This is a genomic window from Oceanobacillus halotolerans, assembly GCF_010993955.1.
Classification (GTDB): domain Bacteria; phylum Bacillota; class Bacilli; order Bacillales; family Amphibacillaceae; genus Oceanibacillus_A; species Oceanibacillus_A halotolerans.
In genome coordinates this window covers 1-23,291 of sequence record NZ_WIXL01000013.1, presented here as the reverse complement: position 1 = coordinate 23,291, position 23,291 = coordinate 1, and the positions used below count along the sequence as shown (strand labels likewise).

Below are 23,291 nucleotides of genomic sequence, written 5' to 3'. Positions count from 1 at the left end.
GCTCGCGAGGAGGCTGAAGCGTTCCCCGAGGAAAGCGAGTGTTTTCCGCTGCGGTAGTTAACCACTCATCCTATAAAGGATGATAAGAAAACATATTAAAACTATTGCGCACAATATAAATGATGCGCAGTAAATAAAATAAAACAATAAAGTATGTGAAAAGTGCCTTTTATGTAGACCTAATCAGACAAAAAGGAATTAATACTTTGGGAAACCGTCTTTATTAAAGTTACATGTCCTACACCTTATGGGGGAAACTGTGGATGTCTACAACTATAATAATGAATGAGGAGAAATGGATATGAAAGCTTGTTTAATTATACATGGGTATACTGGAGGACCTTATGAAGTTGCTCCCTTAGCAGACTTTTTACAAGAACAGACAAATTGGCACATAGAAGTACCAACACTACCTGGTCATGGAGATAAGCTGGCATTAGAAAATGTCACACATGAAAAATGGATTGAAGCAGCAGAGGAAAGGGTAAAAGAATTAGAAGCGCAGTATGATGAAGTATTTTTAATTGGCTTTTCTATGGGTGGAATGATTGCAGCATATTTAGCAGCAACCTACAATATTGCAAAATTAGTGTTACTGGCACCAGCAGGTAAGTATTTAGCATTCAAGCAAATTGGAAGAGATATAGGTGATGTACTAATAGATGGTGTAAAAGGAGAACTGGAACATAATGAAATTTATTTAAATTATAAGCGGAAAATGGGTGAAGTTCCATTTAAAGCTAATTTAGAGTTTTTGAAATTAGTTCGGTTCACGCGAAAATACTTAAATAAAGTAAAATCTCCTGTGTTAATTGCACAAGGTCAACAAGATAATATGGTCCCCTATAAAACCCCTTATTACTTCGACAGGCATATCACCTCTGAACGAAAAGAAGTAGTTCTATTTGAGCGATCTAGACATTGTATTTGTTTAGGTGAAGATAAAGATACATTGAATAACATCACTTATTCTTTTTTGATAGAAAACAAAGAAACCGTAAAAACGGAGTAAAACTCTATGCAGGTTACTCCGTTTTTCTTTTTAGGCTCTTTTTGCGTAATCTATTGTTTATCATCATCTGAGTTGATAGAAAATGCGACGTAATTAAGAGTCTTTGATTTCCACTCCAGACAGTCGCTTTCACCACGGGTTGTGACAATGACAGTACTAGGACATCTTGTACATCGAAGCTAGACATTGGAAGTAAACTTCGCTTCCTGCTCAGATCTAGCTGCGTGTTTTTTCCCAGAGTCGACTGTCGCTCCAATCAACTATCGTATTTGCAATAACAATGTTAAAAAGTAGAATAGCACAAAACCAGTATATTTCTGGAACGGGTAATTGCTCCAACCATCATCTCAAGTTATGTCGCAATCGATAAACTATTTAAACTATTCATTAAGATTTCACACTTTAAAAACAACAACCTTTTATAAAACAGTCTTCTTTTAAGGCTTATTTTTTATCTTTGAAAAAGGAAATGACAAGTCCACCTTCTCCTGCGTAGGTTGAAATTAAAGGACCTGTTTCTGATAAATATGAATCTTTAAAGGAGTATTTGTTACAAATTTCCCCTAAAACAGATGTTGCACGTTCTTCTGCATTGGAATGAGTCATCGTGATTACTTTGTCTTCCACATTTTTTGTATATTCCCCAATTTGTTCGATAAAACGACGAATTGATTTCTTATCGCCACGCACCTTCTCTGTTACCTCAATGGTGCCTTCTTCACTTGCTCGCATTAATAACTTGATATTTAATGTTTTCGCAATTGTCCCCTTCACTTTATCAACTCGACCACCACGAACTAAATTTTCAAGTGTTTTTAACACAAATAGCGTTGTTGTTGCTTCGACTCTTTCGTGTAAATGGTCAATTAATTGTTGATAGCTATAGTTTTCTTTTATTTTCTGATCTGCTTCATGAAGCAATAAAGCAATACCACATGAAGCTGTTTTGGTATTAATTACTTCAATCTTACGTTCTGGTTCCTCTTCTAGTAGCATATTTTTTCCAAGGACAGCATTTTCATAAGTAGTACTTAATCCTTTTGTTAAGCTAAGCATGATAATTGGTTTCGTTTTTTCTACCTTTTTATATGCTTCGTAAAAGTCATTAGGACTCGGTGCTGATGAGCGAGGCAGTTCTTTTGTCTCCTGTATTTTTCTATAAAACCCCTTTAAATCAAGATCTATTCCAGTTCTAAATTCTTCATCTTTAAAGTGCAAATAAAGAGGAACAACGATAAGATCCAAGGCATCTTGTAGGCGCTTTGGAATATCTGCGCCCCCATCAGTCATAAGCTGAATGGTCATGTTATATCACCCACTTCATCATAATTATTCTAATTATACCAGTTAATGCCAGACAATTATATAACTTAAAGCCTATTTTTTCTTTGATATTGTCACACTTGGTTTACGACTGGTACTCATGATAAATAGGAACAACCCAAATAACACGATCGTACCACCAAGCCATTGAGACCAGGTTACTTTTTCACCTAAAATGAAATAGGCTAGAATAGAAGCACCAACTGGTTCAAAGACAATAGCCATGGAAATCGTAGCTGTGCTTACCCATTTAAGTGCCCAATTAAAAAGTGTATGCCCGAAAAATGTCGGGATAACAGCCAATGCAATAAATATCCACCAATGTTCAGCAGGATAGCCAAAAAAGTCGTTTTGTAGCATAATGTTATATATAATAAGTGTAATGGAGCTAACACCATATACGATAAATGTGTAAGTCATTAATGATAAACTTTTTCTTGCTTTTTGCCCCATCAAGAAATATACAGTTACCATAATTGCACCTAACAATGCTAAGACATCTCCAAATAAGGCCATACCACTAATTTGAAAGTCGCCCCAACTAATAATAAAACTTCCCAACAAGGCAATGACCATACTAATAATTGCACCTGGAGAAAATCGCTCTTGAAAAAAGAGGTATGTACCAAGAAAGGCAAAAATAGGTTGTAATGAAACAAGTACTACTGAACTTGCAACAGATGTATAGTTTAGGGATTCAAACCAAAAAATAAAGTGAAAGGCTAGGAATATCCCTGCTAAAATGGATAGGATCCAGTCTTTTTGATCAATTCGTTTAAATTCATGTCTGTGTTTAATTATGACAATTGGAGTCATAATAAGAACAGCAAACAATAATCGATAGTTAGCAATAATGGATGCTGGTGTTCCAGCTGCTAACTTTACAAGTACAGCTGATGTTGATACAGATATAACTCCAATTACAATCGCAATATATGGATTAAATGGAGGAAGACGCATAAATTGCCTCCTTTGCCTCATCTAGTTTAGTAATGTCATTACGTTTTCCTATAAATAGGATTAATGGTATTAGTAAAAGTTATATTTATCATAATGAACATATTTTACCATGTGGTATCTAAAAAATCACTTCGTAACGAAGTAGTAGATAACTACTTTACAAATATGTTATGATAAATTAACTGTTATGGAGAGTATGATTGATCGGATGAGGCCTCCTTCCAATATTGGGTGTTGGCTTTTTTTATTTCGGTGTATGATACAATACGTAATATTAGTATACCTCGCGAAAAGGTAATCAATAACATAATGAATAAAGGAGTAGTCGTACGGTGACAACATTTAATGAATTACAAATCAGTAACCCGATTATGAAAGCATTAGAAAATATGGGTTTTGAAGAAGCAACGCCGATTCAAGCGGAAACCATTCCATTAGCGGTTAGTGGGAATGATGTAATCGGTCAGGCACAAACAGGCACAGGGAAAACAGCAGCATTTGGTATTCCAATGATTGAGAAAATTGATGCGAAACAACGGAAAATACAAGCTCTTGTTGTCGCACCAACAAGAGAACTAGCTATCCAGGTGGCAGAAGAATTAAATCGCCTAGCAAAATTCAAAGGCATACGTGCATTAGCTATTTTTGGTGGCCAACAAATGGATCGCCAAATTCGTGCATTAAAGGATGGACCACAAATTGTCGTTGCAACCCCTGGTAGATTATTGGATCATATGCGTCGTAGAACAATACGTACAAGTAATGTAAAAATAACAGTGTTAGATGAAGCAGATGAAATGTTAAACATGGGTTTTATTGATGATATACGTGATATATTAAAAGGAATTCCAGAAGAAAGACAAACATTGTTATTTTCCGCTACAATGCCAAAAGAGATCCGTGATATCGCAACTAATTTGATGAATCAGCCAAAAGAAATAAAAGTAAAAGCAAAAGAAATGACGGTAGAAAATATTGATCAATATTTTATCGAAATTCCAGAAAAACAAAAATTTGAAACGCTGAACAATCATCTTGATATTCATACACCAGATTTGGCAATTATTTTTAGTCGAACGAAAAAGAGAGTAGATGAAATAACGGATGGCTTGCAAGCAAGAGGGTTCCGTGCTGAGGGTATACATGGTGATTTAACACAAGGTAAGCGGATGTCTGTGTTAAATAAATTTAAACATGGTCGAGTAGATGTATTAGTTGCTACTGATGTTGCGGCACGTGGGTTAGATATTTCGGGTGTCACACATGTTTATAATTTTGATATTCCGCAAGATCCCGAAAGTTATGTTCACCGAATTGGCCGAACTGGAAGAGCAGGGAAAACTGGTGAAGCGATTTCGTTTATTACACCTAGAGAAATGGCGCACCTTCAATTGATTGAGAAAACGATAAAAAGTAAAATGAAACGCCTAATGCCACCAACAACCCAAGATGCACAACGTGGACAACAACAAATAACGGTTGAAAAGATTATCAAGACCATCGAAAAGCAGAATTTACAGGAATATCATGAAGCAGCAAATGAATTGCTACAAGACCATGATTCAATCACCGTCATTTCAGCGGCATTAAAAATGCTAACAAAAGAACGAAGAGATACACCAGTCCAAATTTCTTCAGTAGCACCAATTAGTGTGAAAAAGGCAAAACGATCGAATGACAATAATCGCCGTTCCAATAACAAACGCTATTACGGAAAACGTAGTCAAGGAGGTCGTAACCAAGGTGGACGTAATCAGGGTGGTCGCAATCGTAAAGGGAACTTTCAAAAGAAACGTCAATATCGCGATTAATCCTAAATGAAACAAAAGGCTCCCTTATATAGTGGAGCTTTTTTAATATGCTTATTTCATAATAGCCTGTGATAGGGTATAGTAGAGAGTGGAACAAATGGAAGGGGGATTTTATGCGGCAACCACCAATTAATAGGATTGCAAAAGACGCAATAAAAGCTTGGAAAATATCAGCTATGCTCTCAGTTGGAATTCTTTGGATTATCAGTATTGCAATAGGTATCGTTTCGTTTTTATATGATTGGTCACATGTCTTTTGGGTAATTGGTATTATCCTTAGTGCGGTATGTACATATATCTTTGTTTTCTTAGTTCCTAAATTACGTTGGAGAAGATGGCGGTATGAGGTTTTTGAACAAGAAATTTATATACAACACGGTATTCTAATTGTTTCCCGTACCTTAGTACCAATGATTCGTGTACAACACGTCGATACAAAGCAAGGTCCAATCTTAAAAAAATTCCAGTTAGCTAGTGTTACTATTTCAACGGCAGCGACTACACATGAAATCCCAGCTCTGTTAGAAGAAGATGCTTCTGATTTACGGGATAAAATCTCAGCTTTAGCAAGGGTGGACGATGATGATGTCTGAACCGTTACGCTTACATCCTTTAGCTATTATTTTTAACTTTTTAAAAGTAATAAGAGAAGGAATTATCCCAATAGTTATTGGTCTTTTCTCTTTCCGTAATGAGGCATTAATCTACGTTTTATTAATTGGATCTGGTATTGCTTTGTTGTTAGTCATTTATAGTATTTTGTCATGGTATCGTTATACATATCGAGTGGAGGATGAGGAATTACGTATTGAATATGGTATCCTTATTCGAAAGAAGCGTTATATTTCCAAAAATAGAATTCAATCGATTGATTTAACACAAAGCGTCCTACATCGAATTTTTAAGCTAGTAAAAGTACAAGTTGAAACAGCAGGAAGTGGTACTAGTGCAGAAGCATCGCTTAGTGCTGTGAAACTATCCGACGGGGAAAAACTAAGAAGTAAGTTAAAAGGAGCTAAACCTTCACAACTGGCTAATGACGAGGAAGTGGAGGAAGTAACAACCGACTCAACAGAGCTAGTTCAACCTACACATAAGATAACGTTTAAACGACTTTTTATAGCTGGCTCTACATCTGGAAGTATCGGTATTTTACTAGCAATTTTTGTTGTGTTTTTCTCGGAATTAGAGCAGTTTATTCCAGAAAGCTTTTATGACCAAACCATTAATTGGATGATTGGATTAAGCATTCTCTTTCTAATTGGATTGATTGTTTCGTTATTATTAGTTCTTTGGTTACTTGGAATAGCTGGGACAATGATTAAGTATGGAAACTTTACGATTACAAGAAATAATGATGAGTTATTTATTACACGAGGCTTATTAGAAAAAAAGCAAATTACAATCCCATTGAAACGAATTCAAGCAGTTGGAATCGGGGAAAGTATTATTCGACAGCCACTGGGATATGTAACCGTCTTTGCAGAAGTGGCAGGTGGAACAATCGACAAAGGAGAGGATTATTCGACGGTTTTATTTCCTATTATGAAAACAAATGAAGTACATGACTTTCTAAAGGATCTATTGCCAGATTATGTTCCCGTCTCCAAGGATCTTCATCGTTTACCGAAACGCTCGCTAATATTTTACTTGTTTCGATCTAGCTTTCTCATGCTTATCGCGCTTGGTGTTGTTTCGTATTTCTTTTTAGAATATAGTTGGATTCCTCTCCTATTACTCCTTGTCAGTATAGGGTTAGGATGGTTACGACACCATGATAGTGGTTATCGGATTAATGGAGACCAGCTAACCATACGATATCGTGCTGTGAATAGAATAACGATGATGTTATTCCATAAGCGGATTCAAGCATTTGAAAAGACACAGCATAAAATTCAAAAAACACAAAGCTTAGCAACTTTACAATTTTCTATTATTGGAAAACTGGGTGTTGGAAAGCATTATAAAATAAAGGACTTAGAAGAAGAAACCGTTAATGATTTATCGGAGTGGTATTCCTTACGCGAAAAAAGCTAGAGACAACGAGCGTCTCTAGCTTTTGATGTTTATAGTGGGAAGAAAACTAGCATGCCAAAAGGGTTTTACCAAATATTTAATCTTCCTAGTAATCCTAATAAAACGAGGATGCCAAGGATGATCCAAAAAAGATTTTTTTTTAGTTTTGGTGAGAATCGTTTTTTTCTCCAACGATTTGGATCAAACTGTATAGTGTCATCATTTCGTCGGACAGGGCGGTTTCGCCACACGGAAAATGGCTGTGCTTTGTTTAACACAATAGGTGCTAGTAATAACCCACCAATGAATCCAAAAATATGTGCATATATATTTATTCCAGGTCGAAGGAATGTCATGACAAGGCCAATAATAGAGATGGTCATCACGACTTGTGAGCTTGACTGGTCAATTAAATCTTTACGTAATAATGTCATATAGATATAAATACCAAATAACCCAAAAATAGCCCCAGAAGCACCAACATGTACATAGTAGAAAGAAGAGGGTCCAAGTAATAATGTCGCAATATTCCCTGCTAATCCTGCTCCTAAATAGGCTGCAATAAATTTTACTTTTCCTAGCATTTGTTCTAATGCAGGGCCAAATAGGACTAATGCAAAGGAATTAAATAATGTATGCATTAATCCACCATGGAGGAAAATCGGTGTAATTAACCGCCAGTACTCCCCTTCATTAAGTATATAAAAATTGCTTCCAGCTCCCCATTGATACAATAGTGAAGCAAGTGGAAGTTGTAAGAAGTCAATTAGTAGCCATAAAGATAAATGGATAATAATGAGTGTGGAAACAACTGGATAATATTGCATAAATTCCTTTATACTTCTTTCCGTACGAATAAACATCTTCTTCCTCCTAATATAAAGGGCATAAAATATGATTACTATAGTGTAATCAATTATGATAAAAAGTATGATTACTATTAGGTTACTAAACCCTGGCTGATAAATGCAACGAATTGTGACTAGAAGGAAAGGAATGGCATATGATGATTAAAGGAATTGGTATCGACTTATTAGAATTAGATCGTATCGAAAAAAGTTTAGAAAAAAGTAACCGTCTAGCAAAACGAGTTTTGACCAATCGAGAATTGAAGAAAATGAATGAATTAGAACATAATCATCGGAAGGTAGAATTTTTAGCTGGTAGATTTGCTGCTAAGGAAGCTTTTGCAAAGGCAATTGGTACGGGGATAGGTAAATTAAGTTTTAAGCATATGGAAGTGTCTCATGATCAAAATGGTGCACCAATGATGAAAGTGAAAGGATATGAAACGAATACAATATTTGTTTCCATCTCTCATAGTAAGAATTATGTGGTTGCCCAAATTGTGATCGAGGAAAAATAAGTGGACATGTGTCTTGCATAAATAACAAGGTTGTCTCATATATTTTTAGTGCGGGTAGAAGGGAACATTGTGTTAAGGAGGCATGGTCTTAAAATGTGCGGTATAGGCGGGTACGTGATGATGATACGAGATGAATAAACAAAAGTAATATCAAGTATGTAGGGGGGGCAGTTGAACAATTGCATACACTATATCGTTCATTTTGAGCATGGATAACACGAGATTTAAGTTCCCTTTGTTCCATGGAGAATAGGTGATTGTATTTCGATAATCAAAAAGCACAGGGAGAAAATGGACTTGCTGTAAGCTCGGTTAGTCTATTATTTCTTCAAAGAATTGAGACAAGGGAGACATGTCGATGAATAAACAAGTAGGTATCAGGTCCGTTATTGTCTTAGGTTTTGTTCTCTTACTTGCTGCCTGTGGCGGTGGGGAAAAGTCACAAGAAGATGTTGTGGAGGAACTCGAAGGAAAGTTAGATGAGATGGATGGGTATAAGGCACAAGCAGAAATGACGATGAATACTGGTGAGGAAGATCAAACGTATAATATTGATATTTGGTATAAGAAAGAAGATTTTTATCGAGTAACACTAACAAATGCTGCAGATGATAAAGAAAGTCAAGTCATCTTAAAAAATGAAGATGGTGTGTTTGTCTTAACTCCAGAGTTAAATAAAAGTTTTAAGTTTCAAACAGAGTGGCCTGAAAATAGTAGTCAACCATATCTCTACCAGTCACTTGTAAATGATATTGTGAAAGATGGAGAAGCAGCTTTTAATGCCGATGATACAAATTATGTGTTTGAAACCAAAACAAATTATCAAAGCAATAATAATCTACCATATCAAGAAATTCGCTTTAACAAAGATGATTATACACCAGTCTTAGTAAAAGTACTTGATAAAGATAAAGAAGCGTTAGTAGAAGTGTCATTTTCTAACTTTGATACAAATCCAAGTTTTGAAGAAGACGACTTCTCTATGGAAAAAAACATGCAAACCAGTGCTACTGAAGATCTTCCTGTATCAGGAGAAGAGGAATCTGAAAACTTCACACCTCTTTTCCCATTAGAAACAGCAGAAGCAGAACTAACGGAAACAAAAGAAGTAACAACCAATAATGGGGAACGTATTATTATGACGTATACAGGTGAAAAGAACTTCACCTTAGTACAGGAAAAGCTAGATGTAGTGCCAACGCTTTCCTCACCAAAAGAAGTAGAAGGGGAAATTGTGAACTTAGGACATGCAATTGGTGCACTATCAGACAATTCTATTGAGTGGAGCAAAGAAGGTGTGAATTTCTATCTCGCTAGTGAAGAATTAACAAAAGATGAATTAGTGAATGTCGCACAATCGGTTCAGGCAAAAGCAGTGAAGTAAAATTGGAGCAGGCAGGCTCATTATTGCCGAGTCTGCTTTTTATTTGGCTTTCTTTAAGTATAAGTCTTAATGAATAGTTGATGGATTATGCGCAATAAAATAGTGCTGTTGATTTCCGCTCCAGTAAGCGATGCTTAGAGGGTTTATCCGTTCTGGAAATATACTTCGCTTTCCACGGGTGGCTGTTGAGCCTCCTCAACTCGTTCCTCGTTTGCGGGGTCTCATCTAGGCCTTTCCTCCCGTTGGAGTCTACGTATATTTCCTCCACTGATAGGATAAACACTTCTTATTATATATTATGTTTATACGATAGTTGATTGGAGCGTAGGACAGTCGACTCCTGCGGAAAAAACAACAGCTGAAGATCCCACAGGAAGCAGGTATTTGCTTCCGATGTCTAGCTGCAGTACCTACCCCCTCGAGGTCTTAAGTCAATCCTCTTTGTGGCAAAAAGCGCCACGCCGAGGCTCGGCTTAAGCTTGGCAGATAAGAATCTACTTACTGCATAAGTGCAACTAAGGCTTTCGCCACATGGCGACAAGCCAAGTTTTCTAATCGGGGGTGACCAAGGCACTTCCGCTTTTCTATAGAGGAAGCTAAAAGCGTCTGTCCGCGGTAAAGAAGACACTGTGAAAACGAATAGTTTGAACAGATGTTGCACTTATGCCCATGGTGAAAGCGACTGTCTGCGCACAATATGGATTATGCGCAGCAGTAAAACAACAAAGCATGCGAAAAGCGTTTTTTAGGATAAAGCTTTTTTAGGTAACGTCTTATTATCTCGCCCCGCATTATAAAGATAATGGAGAACGGAAAGACACTTTCTTTTTCAAGTTTAGAATAAAAATGGAAATCTTACTTCTAATTTTTACCCAGAACTGGCATAATATAAATAATTGGAAATAAATATAAACAGTAGGCAGTTATCTTATCTTATCTTGTAAATACCCTGTAATTTGCGGTTGTTCTGGTAACCTACATTGTAGATGATACGTTTTGGCGGTACTACTAATGGCATTTAGACAAAGCGATTTACTCCATTTTTAACAATTTTGTTGTGATGTATTTCATTTTGAGCCATTTATATTAAATTTTTTATAATAAGCCTTTGCAATGCATGTAATACAATGATAATATAATAATGAATTCATAAATGATCGTACAACAGTTGTCGGAGGTGCATGGTATTGTCAGAAAGCATACAGGAAATTTTAGTGAGATTACCACAAAACCTGTTGAATGAGGTGGATGGATTAGTGAAATATGAAAACAAAGACTTAAGTGATTTTATTTGTCAGGCGACTAGGAATTATTTAGAGCATAAGAAAGATGAGCACATCCAACAATTTCGAGAATCCATGCGAAAAGGTTATGAAGAAATGGCTCGTATTAACCTAACGATTGCTTCAGAGGCTTTTCAAGCTGAAGAGGAGGCAGAAAACACCTTAGAGCGCACCGTGATCGGGGTGTAACAATTTGATCGTTCAACGAGGCGAAGTTTATTTCGCTGATTTATCCCCTGTTGTTGGGTCAGAGCAGGGGGGCATACGCCCGGTGTTGATCCTACAAAATAATATTGGTAATCGATTTAGTCCAACTGTCATTGTAGCCGCCATAACAGCACAGATTCAAAAGGCAAAGCTCCCAACACATGTGGAGATTGATGCGAAACGTTATGGATTTGATCGTAATTCTGTCATTTTGCTAGAGCAGATACGTACATTGGATAAGCAGCGTTTAACAGATAAGATAACGATACTAGATGATGAGATGATGAAAAAGATAGACCGTGCGTTGGAAATAAGTCTTGGACTTCAAGATATGTACGGCCAATAAGTCTACCCTTGTTCTAAAAAAGCAGGGGTTTTTTTATATGGAGACTCTTTTCGCATACTTTGTTGTTTACTCACTATCGGAGTTGATAGATACTGTCCGTAACTTACCGCTACGGAAATACACTACCGCTTTTTAGCGAGCGGCTAGTGAGGCTCCTCGTGCTACTCCTCTTTACTGCATAAGTGCAATACTTTCGCAACTTGGCGACAAGTCAAGTTTTCTAATCGGCGATGATCAGGGCACTTCTAGCTTTTATTCATGGTTTAAAGATTGACTTGCACCCATTCAATTGGATGATGCATTCTAACTTATGTTACAATGAAAGATAATGTGAAGCATCATGAACTTTTATATAATTCATATAATTAGGATATTGGCTAAGATACAGGGGGTAAACAGATGGACGGGAAGTTTAAGGAAATTGTATTAAATAATAGCGAAACAATTGTGGATAAATGGATGAATGAAATTGACTTTGTGAAGGACGGTAATTATACGAAAAACATACCCGAGGAACTGTTTGAAAGTACAAACAGGGAATTTGTAAATGTCATTTTTACCAGTATAAAAAATCAAGGAACTCGGAATCATCTTGAAACATTTTCTGAAAAGCTGATAAACTTAGGCTGGCCGTTAAGTTATATCACAGATGGGCTGCAAGTTTTCAGAAGGGTTACCATTGATTTTATATTGAGTCAATCTGAAAAAGTAGATTCCGATTATACATCAAAATTATTGAAAAGTGTGGATTTTTGGATTGAACCCATTATTCGCCAATTAGTCAACGAATATTCTGGAAGCTGGGAAAATATAGTGTCATTACAACGGGTGGCATTACAAGAATTATCTGCACCACTAATTCCGGTCATGGAAAATATTACAATTATGCCATTAATTGGAACAATTGATACGGAACGTGCAAAATTAATTATGGAAAATCTATTAGATGGTGTGATTAAACATAATTCGGAAGTTGTATTAATAGATATAACAGGTGTACCAGTAGTGGATACAATGGTAGCACATCATATTATTCAAGCTGCAGAAGCTGTACGGTTAGTAGGGGCAACATGTATCTTAGTAGGTATTCGCCCTGAAATTGCCCAAACTATCGTGAACTTAGGAATTGATTTGGATCGATTCCCAACCAAAAGTTCACTGCGAAAAGGATTTGGTACTGCTTTAGAGATTACCAATCGAAAAATTGTGGATATTGATTCTAAAGTGGAGAGTATGGAAAATATCTTAGATTCGCTAAATAAGGAGTGAGTGGTTTGCGAATACCTATTTTAAAGCTACACAATTATTTGTTGATTTCGATACAAACAGAGATTGATGATAATACAGCTATACAATTTCAAGAGGATCTTTTAAATAAAATCCATGAAACAGGGGCATCTGGAGTAGTCATTGATTTAACCTCTGTTGAAATAATCGACTCTTTTATAGCCAAAGTTTTAGGAGATGTCGTAAGTATGTCAGATCTAATGGGGGCAAAAGTCGTATTAACTGGTATACAACCTGCAGTTGCCATGACATTAATTGACCTCGGAATACATTTGCGAAATGTGCCAACTGCTCTAGATTTAGAACAAGGCTTGGTAAAACTTCGCCAGGAATTGGGGGATTAAGAACATGAATCACCAATCCTGTGTAACAATTCAAAGAGAATGGGATATTGTTGCGGCAAGGCAACTTGGGCGGGATATTGCTAGGAAAACAGGTTTTGGAACGGTTGACCAAGCCCGAATTGCTACTGCTATATCAGAAATTGCTCGTAATATCTATTTATATGCGCGTGATGGGAAAGTCTGTTTTGACGTGATTGAAAATATGGATCAAAAAGGGATGTCCATTCTAGCAACGGATTCTGGGCCTGGTATAGATGATGTCGGGCAAGTAATGGAAGATGGTTTTTCTACATCTGGTGGTCTAGGTGCCGGGCTTCCAGGTGTTAAACGTTTGATGGATGAATTTGATATAAAATCTGAAATAGGAAAAGGAACAGAAATAAAAGCAATAAAATGGGTGCGATAATGTAACTGTAACTGTTTTATATGTAAAATTAGTTTCAGAAAAGATACATTAGGAAAAGGAAGGTTTTTCCGATGGAGTCAATCAAGAAAGAGTCATCAATTTATAAACAAATATTAAAACAATATATAGAAACACAAGATGAAACATCGCTTTATAGTGCGGAACAGATAAGTAAATCATTTATTAAAAATAGTTTATTACCTGAGGAAATTGTCAATTTACATATACAAGCTCTGATGGAGTTATATCCTGATTTGAGTGCAGATTTTCAGCACTCAATGGACTTTCTATTAGAAACGATGATTTCCTATGGGTTAGCACATCAACAATTTCAATCACTACAGGAAAGGCAATCTAAACTAGAATCAGAAATTGCAGTAGCAGCTAATATGCAAAATTCGCTTTTAGCAACGAAAAAACCCCAAGTGGAAGGGTTGGATATAGGGGTGATCAGTGTACCAGCGAGCCAAATGAATGGAGACTATCACCATTTTATCCAAGGTTCAGATGGATCGGTAGGTATTGCACTTGCAGATGTGATTGGAAAAGGGATACCTGCTGCATTATGTATGTCAATGATCAAGTATTCGATGGAAAGTTTTCCAGAAGAATCAATGAGTCCAAAGGCAATTTTAAAAAACTTAAATAGAGTAGTTGAACAAAATATTGATCCAAGTATGTTTATTACGATGTTCTACGCTCAATATACTCCCGCAGAAAAAAAACTTCACTATGCATCCGCAGGTCATGAACCAGGTTATTACTTTAATAGCCATGATCATACATTTCATACAATGGAAGCAAAAGGGGTTGTGTTAGGTGTATCCTCTACAGCTGAGTATGCGCAACATACCTTAGAGCTCCAAAAGGGTGATATGGCTATACTATTAACGGATGGTGTAACGGAATCGAGGCGTGGAGATGATTTCATTGAAACGGAGGAAGTTCTCGAGGTTATTCAACAGTATGCTCATCTTTCCGCACAGGAAATGGTTATGAAAGTATATAAGTACTTCGAACGTGTTCAGAATTTTGAATTAAAAGATGACTTTTCCTTAATTGTTTTAAAAAGAGATGTTTAAGGTTCACGAAATGTGGGTATAGAGTAGTTGTTATATATAACGAGAACGATTTGCTCTAGCGTCATACATCAGGAATGAATCACAGTTTTCATTCTTATGCGAAGGAGGATGAACATGGACTTAGTGATTGATGTGATAGAAGGGGAACATAAATCCGTTATACAAGTAAAAGGGGAAATTGATGCATATACAGCACCACAATTAAAAAAAACACTCTTACCGCTAACCAAAAGCGATGGACATATGATAGAAGTGAATTTAGAACATGTTACCTATATGGATAGTACAGGATTAGGTGTTTTTATTAGTGCCTTAAAATCCACAAAAGAATATAATAGCAAACTAATATTAACAGATTTACAAGAACGTGTTTTGCGTTTGTTTAACATAACAGGATTAAATGAAATTTTCGATATTAACCCAACGATTCGAGGTGGCTCAACGTAATGGAACCTATTGATTTTATTGAAATGAAAATACCTTCAAAAGCCGAATACGTTGGTATGGTGCGTTTAAGTCTATCTGGAGTTGCAAGCCGAATGGGATTCACCTACGAAGAAATAGAAGATTTAAAAGTTGCTGTTTCCGAAGCTATAACAAATGCTGTCACCCATGCCTATCAGAATGAGGAACAAGGTGAAGTTACAATTGGTTTTGGAGTATATGAAAATCGCTTGGAGGTAATGGTAGCTGATCGTGGAGAAAGCTTTAGTTTACGAGATGTTAAAGGGGGTATTGGTCCGTTTCAAAGCACTGAATCTGTAGAAAATCTACGTGAAGGTGGTTTTGGTTTATTTTTAATCGAAGCCTTAATGGATAAAGTTATTATTAACAATAACTATGGTGTAGTAGTATTAATGACCAAGTACCTTCACAATACCGAGGTGGGTTTTGATGACGACCAAATCTCAACCAGCAAGTAACGGACGAGACGAGGTTTACCAGTTAATCAAGGATCTTCAAGAAAACCCAACAGATGAAGCGATTCAAGAACAGCTTGTACTCACCTTTAATGACCTAGTGGAGTCTATTGCTAGAAAGTATTCCAAAAATAGTACTATTCACGAAGATCTTGTACAGGTTGGGATGATAGGATTATTGGCGGCTGTGAGACGATTTGATGCTAGTCAGGGGAAGACATTTGAATCATTTGCAATCCCAACGATAGTCGGAGAAATTAAACGCTATATACGGGATAAGACATGGAGTGTTCATGTTCCAAGGCGAGTTAAGGAACTAGGACCAAAAATAAAAAATGCAGTAGATGAATTAATGATTCAGAATCAAGAGTCTCCTACTGTACAAGAAATTGCAAAATATTTAGATGTTTCACAAGAGGATATTCTTGAAACAATGGAAATGGGGAAAAGTTATAAAGCATTATCTGTTGATCGAAAAGTCGAAGCAGATTCTGATGGGAGTACGGTAGCTATTTTAGATTTAATAGGAAAAGATGAAAAGGCATATGATACTATTGATCAAAAGCTAGTCTTAGAGAAAATTATGCCAGTTTTATCAGAACGTGAACAACAAATTTTACGCTACACCTACTTTGAGAATTTAAGTCAGAAGGAAACAGGGGACCTCTTAGGTATTTCTCAAATGCACGTATCTAGAATACAGAGGCGTTCATTGCGTAAACTCCGGGAAACCATCCATTCAGGAAGTACGGAGGTTTTGGAATGAGTATAGATTGGAAGAAGATGGAGGTAGCTATTTTCCAACAAGCCAAAAAGGGAAATCATCAATGTGGGGATAGTTACTTTTATACAGAGACGGAGAACGAATTTATTTGTGCACTTGCCGATGGATTAGGTAGTGGTGATTATGCAAAAGAGTCCTCTCGTAGTGTAATTGATACCATTCAGCAGAATGCACAAGCTCCTGTAGAACAAATTATAAAATGTAGTAATAAAAACCTACACGGAAAACGTGGTGCAGTATTAGGGATTTTGAAGATTGACTTTTCTAAGAAGGAATTTACTTTTTCTTCTATAGGAAATATTGGTGTTATGACAATTACTGCAGATGAGAAAAAACAGCGAATTATTCCAAATGCAGGTTATTTGGCAGGATATGCATCACCATATAAAACAACAACAGAGAAATTAAAACCAAATATGCGCTTTTTTATGTTTTCTGATGGGGTAACCGATCGTGATTTACATCAGCCCTTTTTCTCGAATCGAAAAGTATCGGAAATAACAAAATCATTTGCCTATATGACTGAATCATCTCGTACTGATGATACTACATTAATTGCGATGAGATATACTGGTGACGAAGACTGACAGTTGTCAGTCTCTTTTTGTTTGGAAGTCAATTCTTTGGTAAAATAAGTTGGAACTAAAAGGAGGTACGAATGTGTCAACAGAATTAGATATGGAATTAACACAATGGGTAGCGAGTGAAACAAAGGTAAAGCAACAGACTGTAAGGATGGTTATTTCCTTAATAGATGAGGGGAATACAGTCCCATTTATTGCACGGTATCGTAAAGAAGTAACTGGTGGTTTAGATGAAGTACAAATAAAGCTAATTCATGATAAATGGCAATATGCGGTTAATCTTGCAGAGCGAAAACAAGAAGTGATTCGCTTGATTGATGAGCAAGGGAAATTAACACCAGAATTAGAACAAGCCATTAACCGAGCTACACAATTACAACGTGTAGAGGACTTATATCGTCCATATAAGCAAAAACGTCGTACAAAAGCAACCATTGCAAAAGAAAAAGGCTTGGAGCCCTTAGCGACGTTATTGTGGGAACAACAAATTGAATCAATAGAAGAAGAGGCTCAAAAATATCTGTCAGATGAGCAAGAGCTACATACAATAGAAGATGTACTAACTGGCGCAAAACATATTATAGCGGAATGGATTTCAGACAACCCTGAGATTCGTACATTTATCCGTGATGTAACGTTTAAATATGGCAGCATTCAATCGGAGGCAAAAAACAAGGAACAAGACGAGAAAAGTGTCTTTGAAATGTATTATGACTATAGTGAATCAGTCCGTTCTATGGTTTCCCATCGTATATTGGCATTAAACCGAGGGGAAAAAGAAGATATTTTAAAAGTAACCATTACTCCTCCGATTGAACGTATTATGACGTTTTTACAAAAAGAGATTATCAGTAATCCATCCAATGAGGCTGCAAGAAGTTATGTACAAGAAGCAATAGAAGATAGCTATAAACGGCTAATTCAACCTTCTATTGAACGGGAAATACGTAATAATCTAACGGAAAAAGCGGAAGAACAAGCGATTGATGTATTTTCCAAAAACTTAAAAAATCTACTATTACAGCCACCATTAAAGGGGAAAACAGTTCTTGGAGTGGACCCTGCTTTTCGTACTGGCTGTAAACTAGCTGTAGTGGATGAAACAGGAAAAATGCATGAGGTTGGTGTAATGTACCCAACAGCGCCAAAAAATGATACAGCTGGTGCAGAGAAAATTGTAATGCGTATGATTAATCAATATGATGTCGAATTAATTGCAGTTGGAAATGGGACAGCCTCCAGGGAAACTGAACAATTTATAGCGGATGTCATTGGTAAGCATAACTTAGATATCCCTTATATTATTGTCAATGAAGCAGGAGCAAGTGTGTATTCCGCCTCAAAGTTAGCACGTGAGGAATTTCCTGATTTACAAGTAGAAGAGAGAAGTGCTGTTTCAATTGCTAGAAGAGTACAAGACCCGTTAGCAGAACTGGTGAAAATAGATCCAAAATCAATTGGTGTAGGGCAATACCAACATGATGTGAGCCAAAAGGCACTAAATGAATCCCTTCATTTTGTTGTAGAAACAACGGTAAACCAAGTTGGCGTGAACGTAAATACAGCTTCGACATCGCTTTTACAACATGTCGCAGGCCTAAGTAAAACAGTCGCCAATAATATTGTAAAGCATCGTAACGAGACTGGGAAATTCACCAATCGAAAAGAATTGAAAAAGATTCCAAGATTAGGAGCAAAAACCTATGAACAAGCAATTGGCTTTTTGCGAGTAGTAGGTGGAAATTATCCGTTAGATCGAACGCCAGTCCATCCTGAAAGCTATGAACATACAGAAAAGTTGTTAGAAATGCTAAACTTTGATGTGACGGATATTGGAGATGAAAACTTACGCGATCATTTGAAGATGGTAAATAAAAAAGAAATGGCTGAAAAGCTGGGGATAGGGGAACCTACTCTTAATGATATAATGGATGCTTTAAGTCGTCCAGAACGTGATCCTCGAGATGATTTACCTAAACCATTATTGAAGAAAAATGTTTTATCGTTAGAAGATCTAACACAAGGAATGGAATTACAAGGAACCATCCGTAATGTTGTCGATTTTGGTGTTTTTGTCGATATTGGTGTGAAACAGGACGGGCTTGTGCACATTTCCAAAATGTCCAATCAGTTTGTGAAACACCCAATGGATATAGCTTCAGTTGGCGATGTTGTTACAGTTTGGGTAGAAAACGTAGATGTGCAAAAAGGAAGAGTTGCCTTATCTATGATTGAGAAATAGAATTTGAAATTGAGAATAGACATAAAAAAGCAGCATCCCATAAAATATGGGTGCTGCTTTTTAGGTTAACAATTATTCCACATCACTTGCAGCTTCGACATCACTTAGTGAAATGCCTAGCGCTTTCGCAACACCTTCACCATATGCAGGGTCTGCTTTGTAGCAGTTGTTAATATGGCGAAGCTGAACTTCTTTTGTTGTACCTTGCATTTCAGCTGCAGTCGTTTTAAACAGGCGCTCTTGTTGTTCTGGCGTCATTAAGCGGAATAACTTACCTGGCTGTTCATAGTACATGTCATCATCTTCACGGAAGTTCCAGTAGTCAGCACCTCCACTAAGCTCAAGTGCTGGTTCTTGATGTTCTTTCGTATCTTCCCACTCGCCATAGCTATTAGGGGAGTAAGAAACTTGATTATGATTACCTGCGAATGGATGAATTCTCATTGCACCATCACGATGATATGGATGGAAGTTTTCTGCATTCTTCGGATAGTTTACTGGAATTTGCCAGTGATTTACACCTAAACGGTAACGTTGAGCATCTCCATAAGAGAATAGACGTCCTTGAAGCATTTTATCTGGTGAAAATCCAATACCAGGAACAATGTTAGTCGGCGCAAATGCTGCTTGTTCTACTTCTTCAAAATAGTTATCTGGGTTACGGTTCAACTCTACTTCTCCAACTTCAATAAGTGGAAAGTCTTTTTTATACCATACTTTTGTTAAGTCAAATGGGTTATATGGCATGTTTTTCGCTTCTTCCTCTGTCATCACTTGGATGTACATGGTCCATTTCGGGAAGTTACCATTTTCGATATTTTCATATAAATCTTTTTGATGGCTTTCACGATCTTTACCAATCAATTCTTCAGCTTCTTCAGAAGTTAAGTTTTTAATCCCTTGTTGTGTTTTGAAATGGAATTTTACCCAGAAACGTTCATTGTCAGCATTAATTAAGCTGAAGGTATGGCTTCCGAACATATTCATGTTACGATAGCTTGCTGGAATACCACGGTCACTCATAACAATGGTTACTTGGTGTAACGCTTCAGGTAAAGAAGTCCAGAAATCCCATTGTGCTTGAGGGTTATTCATATTTGTTCTTGGATCACGTTTAACAACATGGTTTAAGTCTGGGAATCTCTTTGGATCTCTCATGAAAAATACTGGAGTATTGTTTCCGACAAGATCCCAGTTTCCTTCTTTTGTATAGAATTTCATTGCAGTACCGCGGATATCACGTTCTGCATCAGCTGCTCCTCTTTCACCAGCAACGGTAGAGTAACGAATAAACATGTCTGTTTTCTTACCAACTTCAGAAAAGATATCAGCTTTTGTATATTTAGTGATATCATTTGTCACTGTAAACGTTCCGTATGCTCCAGATCCTTTGGCATGCATACGACGCTCTGGAATAACTTCTCGGTCAAAGTGTGCCATTTTTTCAAGGAACCAGTAGTCCTCCATTAATAATGGCCCTCTTGGACCAGCAGTTTTTGAATTATCATCATTTGGTACTGGAGCACCAAAAGCGGTAGTCATTTTCTTTTGATTATTTTCTTGACTCATGATAAAAACACCTCTCCTTTAAATATTGAAATTATGTGTTATAAATATATTATAATATAAACCTATTAAAAATCAATGTTTATTTAAAATGATTTTAATTTAGGTAGGCACTATGATAATGGTGTATTAATAGGGTAATAGATGTTTATCATATGTTAAAATACGGTTATATAGATATATAAATATTAAAGTTAAGGAAGAGATCTAATGGCATTACTAAGTGAAGGAGAATTGTATAAACTAGTCAATGATGTATCTAAGAAATATTTTCATAAACCATTTATGGATAAAGTTGTATATAATAATCGATTGAGAACAACAGGTGGAAGGTATTTACCTCAAAAGAAACTAATAGAACTCAACCCTAAATATATGTTGGAAATGGATGAAAATGAATATATAGGGATTATCAAGCACGAGTTATGTCATTATCACCTTCATATTGAAGGAAAAGGGTATCAACATCGTGATCCAGAATTCAAAGCATTATTGCAAAAGACAAATTCGCCTAGATACTGTAATCCCTTACCTTCGAATCGAAATACTTATAAACATACTTATAAATGTAAAAATTGTGGACAAATATATAGAAGAAAACGTCGAGTGGATATAAGTAAATATCGATGTGGAAAATGTAAAGGGGAATTGTATGTGCTATAAGTGAACGATATGTTTATATAGTGTAGGTTTAGACAAAGAAAAAAGAGAAATAAAAGCTATTGACGAAACTTGTCTTTCATGTTAAATTATATAAGCACTTTACGTTAGAATTCATAAATCGTAATAAGTTTCCTATGACGCATTTAAAAGGTTTTTAAAAAACTTTTTTAAAGTGTTGACAAGTTTCTTTATCTGTTGTATTATATTTCTCGTCGCAATAAACAACCGCGAATTAAAACGTAGTAGTATTCAATTATAATATAATGGAATACTGATTAGATTGTTAATTCCTATTAGATTATTCCACAGTAGCTCAGTGGTAGAGCAATCGGCTGTTAACCGATCGGTCGTAGGTTCGAATCCTACCTGTGGAGCCAAATGGAGAAGTACTCAAGTGGCTGAAGAGGCGCCCCTGCTAAGGGTGTAGGTCGCGTAAGCGGCGCGAGGGTTCAAATCCCTCCTTCTCCGCCATTCATGGCCCGTTGGTCAAGTGGTTAAGACACCGCCCTTTCACGGCGGTAACACGGGTTCGAATCCCGTACGGGTCATCTTCTATTATAAAAGAATAGGTTCGGTCCGGTAGTTCAGTTGGTTAGAATGCCTGCCTGTCACGCAGGAGGTCGCGGGTTCGAGTCCCGTCCGGACCGCCATTTGTTGGGCTATAGCCAAGCGGTAAGGCATCGGGTTTTGATCCCGTGATTCCCAGGTTCGAATCCTGGTAGCCCAGCCATTTTTTATGCCCTATATTGGGTTTGGTAATAAGTATAGTAATGATGAGTACGTATAAAATGCTCACAACTTAAAAAGAAGTTTAAAATCATATGAGCCATTAGCTAGCCGCAAACATCATCGAAAAAACAACCAAGTGCAGGCTTGCGAGGAGTGCGACGTCACTGAAATAACATGCAACACGACGAGCACAAATGAACGCTCATGATCTAAAAAGAAGGTTAAAATCATATGAGCCATTAGCTCAGTCGGTAGAGCATCTGACTTTTAATCAGAGGGTCGGAGGTTCGAATCCTCCATGGCTCACCATTATGCGGTCGTGGCGGAATGGCAGACGCGCTAGGTTGAGGGCCTAGTGGGAGTTAATCCCGTGGAGGTTCAAGTCCTCTCGGCCGCACCATGAAAATTTGACTTCACTTTATAAATATGATATATTAATATTTGTCGCTTTTGAAGCGCCCGTAGCTCAATTGGATAGAGCGTTTGACTACGGATCAAAAGGTTAGGGGTTCGACTCCTCTCGGGCGCGCCATAACAACGGGAAGTAGCTCAGCTTGGTAGAGCACATGGTTTGGGACCATGGGGTCGCAGGTTCGAATCCTGTCTTCCCGACCATCTTACTAATAGATTCCTAATCATTAATTAATGCGGGTGTAGTTTAGTGGTAAAACCTCAGCCTTCCAAGCTGATGTCGTGGGTTCGATTCCCATCACCCGCTCCAAACTTTTTAGGGCCTGTAGCTCAGCCGGTTAGAGCGCACGCCTGATAAGCGTGAGGTCGGTGGTTCGAGTCCACTCAGGCCCACTCACTTATAACATATAAGATAGTGAGTGATTAATAGTTAAATATCATATTGACATTGAAATAAATGTGTGATATTATATAAAAGTTGCTATAAAAGCAATATTTGCTCCTTGAAAACTGAACAAAACAACCAGTATGTCAAGTACGAATGAAAGCTAAGAATTTCGTGAGA

Annotated in this window: 22 protein-coding genes and 11 tRNA genes; 29 read left to right on the top strand and 4 right to left on the bottom strand. The window is 36.9% G+C overall.

The genetic code is table 11. The annotated features are described in order from the left end of the window. Window positions 1-301 precede the first annotated feature (301 nt). Window positions 302-1,012 (top strand): alpha/beta hydrolase, encoded by a 711-nt coding sequence (locus GHC26_RS13135; protein WP_163971725.1) that lies wholly within the window; start codon window positions 302-304, stop codon window positions 1,010-1,012. Window positions 1,013-1,456: 444 nt separating this feature from the next. Here GHC26_RS13135 and GHC26_RS13130 read toward each other — a convergent pair whose 3' ends face one another. Then, window positions 1,457-2,317: a DegV family protein gene (locus GHC26_RS13130; RefSeq protein ID WP_163971724.1), complete on the bottom strand. Its 861-nt coding sequence runs from the start codon at window positions 2,315-2,317 to the stop codon at window positions 1,457-1,459. A gap of 72 nt (window positions 2,318-2,389) precedes the next feature. Further along, window positions 2,390-3,295, bottom strand: coding sequence for a DMT family transporter (locus GHC26_RS13125; RefSeq protein ID WP_163971723.1), 906 nt, complete (start codon window positions 3,293-3,295; stop codon window positions 2,390-2,392). A 332-nt stretch (window positions 3,296-3,627) separates the two neighbouring features. On the opposite strand from GHC26_RS13125, the gene GHC26_RS13120 reads away from it, so the two are divergent. The 3 genes from GHC26_RS13120 (at window position 3,628) to GHC26_RS13110 (ending at window position 7,143) form a co-directional block, all read left to right on the top strand. Beyond that, a complete protein-coding gene (locus GHC26_RS13120; RefSeq protein WP_163971722.1) occupies window positions 3,628-5,106 on the top strand; it encodes a DEAD/DEAH box helicase in 1,479 nt (492 codons plus the stop codon). A gap of 113 nt (window positions 5,107-5,219) precedes the next feature. Beyond that, complete coding sequence (locus GHC26_RS13115) at window positions 5,220-5,699, top strand: PH domain-containing protein (protein ID WP_163971721.1); 480 nt, start codon at window positions 5,220-5,222, stop codon at window positions 5,697-5,699. Then, a complete protein-coding gene (locus tag GHC26_RS13110) occupies window positions 5,692-7,143 on the top strand; it encodes a PH domain-containing protein (protein WP_163971720.1) in 1,452 nt (483 codons plus the stop codon). The genes GHC26_RS13115 and GHC26_RS13110 overlap by 8 nt, the downstream gene beginning before the upstream one ends. A gap of 65 nt (window positions 7,144-7,208) precedes the next feature. On the opposite strand, the gene GHC26_RS13105 is transcribed toward GHC26_RS13110, so the two are convergent. Next, a complete protein-coding gene (locus GHC26_RS13105; RefSeq protein WP_163971719.1) occupies window positions 7,209-7,985 on the bottom strand; it encodes a rhomboid family intramembrane serine protease in 777 nt (258 codons plus the stop codon). Window positions 7,986-8,128: 143 nt separating this feature from the next. Here GHC26_RS13105 and acpS point away from each other — a divergent pair, with 143 nt between their 5' ends. The 13 genes from acpS to GHC26_RS13040 all read left to right on the top strand — a co-directional run bounded on the left by acpS (window position 8,129) and on the right by GHC26_RS13040 (window position 19,357). Continuing rightward, complete coding sequence (gene acpS / locus GHC26_RS13100) at window positions 8,129-8,488, top strand: holo-ACP synthase (RefSeq protein WP_163971718.1); 360 nt, start codon at window positions 8,129-8,131, stop codon at window positions 8,486-8,488. Window positions 8,489-8,846: 358 nt separating this feature from the next. After that, the gene (locus GHC26_RS13095; RefSeq protein WP_163971717.1) at window positions 8,847-9,872 is read left to right on the top strand and encodes a LolA family protein; all 1,026 of its coding nucleotides are present in this window, start codon (window positions 8,847-8,849) and stop codon (window positions 9,870-9,872) included. Window positions 9,873-11,059: 1,187 nt separating this feature from the next. Continuing rightward, window positions 11,060-11,344, top strand: coding sequence for a CopG family ribbon-helix-helix protein (locus GHC26_RS13090; protein ID WP_205599224.1), 285 nt, complete (start codon window positions 11,060-11,062; stop codon window positions 11,342-11,344). 4 nt (window positions 11,345-11,348) lie between these two features. Next, the gene (locus GHC26_RS13085) at window positions 11,349-11,708 is read left to right on the top strand and encodes a type II toxin-antitoxin system PemK/MazF family toxin (protein WP_163971715.1); all 360 of its coding nucleotides are present in this window, start codon (window positions 11,349-11,351) and stop codon (window positions 11,706-11,708) included. A gap of 399 nt (window positions 11,709-12,107) precedes the next feature. After that, entirely contained in the window at window positions 12,108-12,977 is an 870-nt protein-coding gene (locus GHC26_RS13080; RefSeq protein ID WP_163971714.1) for an RsbT co-antagonist protein RsbRA, read from the top strand. Between the two features lie 5 nt (window positions 12,978-12,982). Then, the gene (locus tag GHC26_RS13075; RefSeq protein WP_163971713.1) at window positions 12,983-13,339 is read left to right on the top strand and encodes an STAS domain-containing protein; all 357 of its coding nucleotides are present in this window, start codon (window positions 12,983-12,985) and stop codon (window positions 13,337-13,339) included. A 4-nt stretch (window positions 13,340-13,343) separates the two neighbouring features. Further along, the gene (locus GHC26_RS13070) at window positions 13,344-13,745 is read left to right on the top strand and encodes an anti-sigma regulatory factor (RefSeq protein ID WP_163971712.1); all 402 of its coding nucleotides are present in this window, start codon (window positions 13,344-13,346) and stop codon (window positions 13,743-13,745) included. A 71-nt stretch (window positions 13,746-13,816) separates the two neighbouring features. Further along, window positions 13,817-14,827, top strand: coding sequence for a PP2C family protein-serine/threonine phosphatase (locus GHC26_RS13065; RefSeq protein ID WP_163971711.1), 1,011 nt, complete (start codon window positions 13,817-13,819; stop codon window positions 14,825-14,827). Window positions 14,828-14,941: 114 nt separating this feature from the next. Next, window positions 14,942-15,274, top strand: a complete 333-nt coding sequence (locus GHC26_RS13060) for an STAS domain-containing protein (RefSeq protein WP_163971710.1) — start codon at window positions 14,942-14,944, stop codon at window positions 15,272-15,274. Then, window positions 15,274-15,750, top strand: coding sequence for an anti-sigma B factor RsbW (gene rsbW, locus GHC26_RS13055; RefSeq protein ID WP_163971709.1), 477 nt, complete (start codon window positions 15,274-15,276; stop codon window positions 15,748-15,750). Before GHC26_RS13060 ends, rsbW begins: the two co-directional genes overlap by 1 nt. Beyond that, window positions 15,722-16,513 carry an RNA polymerase sigma factor SigB gene (gene sigB / locus GHC26_RS13050; protein ID WP_163971708.1) on the top strand — a complete coding sequence of 264 codons (792 nt, stop codon included), beginning with the start codon at window positions 15,722-15,724 and terminating at the stop codon, window positions 16,511-16,513. The genes rsbW and sigB overlap by 29 nt, the downstream gene beginning before the upstream one ends. After that, the gene (locus GHC26_RS13045) at window positions 16,510-17,118 is read left to right on the top strand and encodes a SpoIIE family protein phosphatase (RefSeq protein ID WP_163971707.1); all 609 of its coding nucleotides are present in this window, start codon (window positions 16,510-16,512) and stop codon (window positions 17,116-17,118) included. Before sigB ends, GHC26_RS13045 begins: the two co-directional genes overlap by 4 nt. Window positions 17,119-17,209: 91 nt before the next feature. After that, entirely contained in the window at window positions 17,210-19,357 is a 2,148-nt protein-coding gene (locus GHC26_RS13040; RefSeq protein ID WP_163971793.1) for a Tex family protein, read from the top strand. 72 nt (window positions 19,358-19,429) lie between these two features. On the opposite strand, the gene GHC26_RS13035 is transcribed toward GHC26_RS13040, so the two are convergent. Further along, on the bottom strand, window positions 19,430-20,926 hold the full coding sequence (locus GHC26_RS13035; protein ID WP_163971706.1) for a catalase: 1,497 nt from the start codon (window positions 20,924-20,926) through the stop codon (window positions 19,430-19,432). A 207-nt stretch (window positions 20,927-21,133) separates the two neighbouring features. Here GHC26_RS13035 and GHC26_RS13030 point away from each other — a divergent pair, with 207 nt between their 5' ends. From GHC26_RS13030 to GHC26_RS12975, 12 genes are all read left to right on the top strand, one after another. Further along, window positions 21,134-21,586 (top strand): SprT family protein, encoded by a 453-nt coding sequence (locus tag GHC26_RS13030; protein WP_163971705.1) that lies wholly within the window; start codon window positions 21,134-21,136, stop codon window positions 21,584-21,586. 302 nt (window positions 21,587-21,888) lie between these two features. Continuing rightward, a tRNA-Asn gene (locus tag GHC26_RS13025) sits at window positions 21,889-21,963 on the top strand. A gap of 3 nt (window positions 21,964-21,966) precedes the next feature. Continuing rightward, window positions 21,967-22,057: transfer RNA gene (locus GHC26_RS13020), tRNA-Ser, on the top strand. Window positions 22,058-22,062: 5 nt separating this feature from the next. Beyond that, window positions 22,063-22,134: transfer RNA gene (locus tag GHC26_RS13015), tRNA-Glu, on the top strand. A gap of 25 nt (window positions 22,135-22,159) precedes the next feature. Next, window positions 22,160-22,236: transfer RNA gene (locus GHC26_RS13010), tRNA-Asp, on the top strand. A 5-nt stretch (window positions 22,237-22,241) separates the two neighbouring features. Continuing rightward, window positions 22,242-22,316: transfer RNA gene (locus GHC26_RS13005), tRNA-Gln, on the top strand. 232 nt (window positions 22,317-22,548) lie between these two features. Continuing rightward, window positions 22,549-22,624 (top strand) — tRNA-Lys (locus GHC26_RS13000). Between the two features lie 4 nt (window positions 22,625-22,628). Then, a tRNA-Leu gene (locus GHC26_RS12995) sits at window positions 22,629-22,715 on the top strand. Between the two features lie 55 nt (window positions 22,716-22,770). Continuing rightward, window positions 22,771-22,847: transfer RNA gene (locus GHC26_RS12990), tRNA-Arg, on the top strand. Window positions 22,848-22,853: 6 nt separating this feature from the next. Further along, window positions 22,854-22,930, top strand: a tRNA-Pro gene (locus tag GHC26_RS12985). 32 nt (window positions 22,931-22,962) lie between these two features. Next, window positions 22,963-23,036: transfer RNA gene (locus GHC26_RS12980), tRNA-Gly, on the top strand. 9 nt (window positions 23,037-23,045) lie between these two features. Further along, window positions 23,046-23,119 (top strand) — tRNA-Ile (locus GHC26_RS12975). The last annotated feature ends 172 nt before the right edge of the window (window positions 23,120-23,291 follow it).